This is a genomic window from Duganella sp. HH101 (assembly GCF_001758795.1).
GTDB classification, from domain to species: Bacteria; Pseudomonadota; Gammaproteobacteria; order Burkholderiales; family Burkholderiaceae_D; genus Rugamonas; species Rugamonas rivuli.
In genome coordinates this window covers 1-3,359 of record NZ_LRON01000060.1, presented here as the reverse complement: position 1 = coordinate 3,359, position 3,359 = coordinate 1, and the positions used below count along the sequence as shown (strand labels likewise).

General features: G+C 64.9%; 4 protein-coding genes. All 4 read left to right on the top strand.

Features of this window, described 5'->3' with window-relative positions:
• Positions 1-1,051: flagellar hook-length control protein FliK (locus DUGA2_RS32250; RefSeq protein WP_070273337.1), on the top strand; the 1,051-nt coding region annotated here is incomplete at its 5' end.
• A 205-nt stretch (positions 1,052-1,256) separates the two neighbouring features.
• Complete coding sequence (gene fliL / locus DUGA2_RS32245) at positions 1,257-1,781, top strand: flagellar basal body-associated protein FliL (RefSeq protein WP_070273336.1); 525 nt, start codon at positions 1,257-1,259, stop codon at positions 1,779-1,781.
• Positions 1,782-1,791: 10 nt separating this feature from the next.
• The gene (gene fliM, locus DUGA2_RS32240; protein WP_008451348.1) at positions 1,792-2,772 is read left to right on the top strand and encodes a flagellar motor switch protein FliM; all 981 of its coding nucleotides are present in this window, start codon (positions 1,792-1,794) and stop codon (positions 2,770-2,772) included.
• Between the two features lie 44 nt (positions 2,773-2,816).
• Positions 2,817-3,242: a flagellar motor switch protein FliN gene (fliN, locus tag DUGA2_RS32235; RefSeq protein WP_008451351.1), complete on the top strand. Its 426-nt coding sequence runs from the start codon at positions 2,817-2,819 to the stop codon at positions 3,240-3,242.
• Positions 3,243-3,359 lie beyond the last annotated feature (117 nt).

The window sequence follows — 3,359 nt, the reverse complement described above, 5'->3', positions numbered from 1 at the left end:
CGCCGCGACCGACGATGCCGCCACCGCCGTCGACGCCAAGGCCAGCGCCGCCCCGCCCGCCGCCGCCGCGCTGGACGCCGACACCCTGAAAACAGCCCAGGCCGGTGACGACGCCAACGCCGCCGCCGACTTCAAGGCCGCCCTGAACCAAGCCGGCACGGCCGCGCAAACCGCCGCCGATGCGGCCGCCGCAGCCGCCAAGGCCGCCGCCAGCACCACGGCCAACTCCACCGGCGCCGCCATCACCGCGGCCGGCGGCAAGCAAGCCCCGATAGAAACCAAGCCGGTCAGCGCCGAGCCGGAAGGCCCGGTCATCGACACCCTGTCCGACACCACCGACGCCGCCCCGGCCGCGCCGGCCGAACCGACGCCGCCGATCAAGGCCGGTCCCGGCATGGAAAACCACGACCAGGTCGCCCGCGCCCCGCGCCAGTCCGATCCATTGCAAGCGGTGTTCACGCCGAAATCCACCCAGCCGACCGAAGCGGCGCCGGTGCTGAAGGAAGCCGCGCCGGCCATCACCATCGCGCCGGCCGCGCAATCGGCGCTGGAGGCGGCCAAGGCGGCCGTCACCGCCGTGCCGACGGACAAGCTCAGCAGCCGCGTCGGCACCCAGGCCTGGGACCAGCAACTGGGTCAGAAAATCATCTTCATGGCCGCCGGCGGCGAGCACAGCGCCACGATGGAATTGAACCCGCCCGACCTCGGCCCGCTGCAGGTCGTGCTGAGCGTGAACAAGGACCAGGCCACCGCCGCCTTCAGCTCGGCCACGCCGGAAGTACGCCAGGCGCTGGAAGCGGCCATGCCCAAGCTGCGCGAAATGATGAGCGAGGCCGGCATCCAGCTGGGCAACGCCACCGTCTCGGCCGGCATGTCGGACCAGAACAACGGCTTTAACCAGCAGGCCGCCTCGGCGCAGAACAGCGGCGGCCAGCGCGGCGGCAGCCGTTCCGGCGCGCGTTTCGGCAACGACAGCGGCGGCAGCGAGGTGGTGCGCAGCGCCCCGCCGGCGCGCCGCGCGCCAGCCGGCGCGGTCGACACCTTCGCCTGATCCCGGACTTGAAGCGGCCAACACCGGGAGCGGCGGCACGGCCTTCCCGGTTTTGTTGTTTGTTCCACCATGGAAACGTCGAGCAGCCACAGGATCGCCCTTCTTTTCGGCGTATGCTATGTCGCAGTCGCAACCGATAATGACATAATGGCGTCATGATCCACTTCCGCACCACGCAAGGGCTATTTTGAAAGCGAATCCAAAAATGAAAGCCGATCAGAAAGTTGAAGCAGCGCCCGGCGGTGGCGGCAGCAAAAAACTGATCATCATCATCCTCGCGGTGGTCCTGCTGCTGGGCGGGATCGGTGGCGGCGCGGCCTGGTTCTTCCTGCATGGCAAAGGCGACGCCGCCGAGGAAGAGGCGCCGGCCAAGAGCAAGCACAAGAACGCCAAGAAGGCCAAGGCCGGTCCGCCGGAATACGTGCCGGTGGAACCGTTCACGGTCAACCTGCAACCGGGCGACAGCGGCGCCGACCAGTACCTGCAACTGGCGTTCACGCTGGAAGTGGGCGGCCTGGAGGAAAAGGAAAACGTCAAGAACAATATGGCCAAGGTGCGCAGCCGCATGTTGCTGCTGCTGTCGAGCAAGCGCGCGACGGACATCAACACGCCGGACGGCAAGATCCAGCTGGCCAAGGAAATCATCGCCCAGCTCAAAGAACCCTTCGAGGACCGCGGCGCGCCGCAGGACATCGAAGATGTGCTGTTCACCTCGTTTATCATTCAGTAAGTAGATCGTCATGGCTGATAATTTTCTCTCCCAGGAAGAAGTCGATGCCCTTCTGAAGGGCGTCAACGGCGACCAGGACGACGTCCAGGCGCAGGAAGATGTCGCGGGAGTACGAACGTATAACCTGGCCACCCAGGAACGTATCGTCCGTGGGCGCATGCCGACGCTGGAAATTATCAACGAGCGCTTCGCCCGTTTGTTGCGCGTCGGCCTGTTCAACTTCCTGCGCCGCAGCGCCGAGGTGTCGGTCGGTTCGGTGCGGGTCTCCAAGTATTCCGAGTTCATCCGCAACCTGGTGGTGCCGACCAACCTCAACCTGGTGCACATGAAGCCGCTGCGCGGCACCGCGCTGATGGTGTTCGACCCGGGCCTGGTGTTCCTGCTGGTGGACAATCTGTTCGGCGGCGACGGCCGTTTCCACACCCGCGTCGAAGGCCGCGACTTTACCCAGACCGAGCAGCGCATCATCCTGCGCATCCTGGACATCGTGTTCGAGGCCTACACCAAGTCGTGGGAACCGGTCTATCCGGTCGAGTTCGAATACATCCGTTCGGAAATGAATACGCAGTTCGCCAACATCGCCACCCCGAACGAGGTGGTGGTGGCGTCGACCTTCACGGTGGAGCTGGGCTCGGTATCGGGCCAGATCCACTTCTGCATGCCGTACTCGATGATCGAGCCTATCCGCGATTCGCTGACCTCCAGCCTGCAGGGCGAGGCGCTGGAAGTGGACAAGCGCTGGATCCGCCTGATGACGCAGCAGATCCAGATCGCCGAGGTGGAAATCGTCGCCTCGCTGGGCACGGCCAAGGTCAATTTCGACGAGATCCTCAATATGCGCGTGGGCGACATCATCCCGCTGACCATCCCGGAACTGCTGTCGGCCACCGTCGACGGCGTGCCGGTCATGGATTGCAGCTACGGCGTGATGAACGGACAATACGCGTTGAAGGTGGAGAAACTGCTGGCCAATGCCGATAACATCAAATAACACCGGCGCACCCGCCGCCGGCGACCGCAATACAGGAGAGAAGCATGTCGGATAATCAAGACGATACGATGGACGACGACCCATGGGGCGCGGCGATCGCCGAGCAAGCCCAGGCCGAGGCGGCCGCGCTGGAAAAGCAGCAGGCCCAGACGGCCAGCGCCGCCGTGTTCACGGATTTTTCCAGCACGCCGAGCAAGACCGAAACCCATAACGATATCGATTTCATCCTCGATATCCCGGTGCAGCTGACGGTCGAACTGGGCCGCACCAAGATCGCCATCAAGAACCTGCTGCAGTTGGCGCAGGGCTCGGTGGTGGAACTGGACGGCCTGGCCGGCGAACCGATGGACGTGCTGGTCAACGGCTGCCTGATCGCCCAGGGCGAGGTGGTGGTGGTGAACGACAAGTTCGGTATCCGCCTGACCGACATCATCACGCCTTCCGAACGTATCCGAAAATTGAATAAATGAAGCACGGACTGAGCTCACCCCTGATCCTCGCGGCGGCCCTGGCCGCCGCGCCTGCAATGGCCCAGCGCAGCGTGTCGGGCACCATCGGCGGCCAGCATGCGGCCAGCGCACCGGCCG

Excerpts from the sequence above, each read along its gene's own strand:
- fliL (WP_070273336.1), top strand. The coding sequence starts at position 1,257 with ATGAAAGCCGATCAGAAAGTTGAAGCAGCGCCCGGCGGTGGCGGCAGC.
- fliM (WP_008451348.1), top strand. The coding sequence starts at position 1,792 with ATGGCTGATAATTTTCTCTCCCAGGAAGAAGTCGATGCCCTTCTGAAG.
- fliN (WP_008451351.1), top strand. The coding sequence starts at position 2,817 with ATGTCGGATAATCAAGACGATACGATGGACGACGACCCATGGGGCGCG.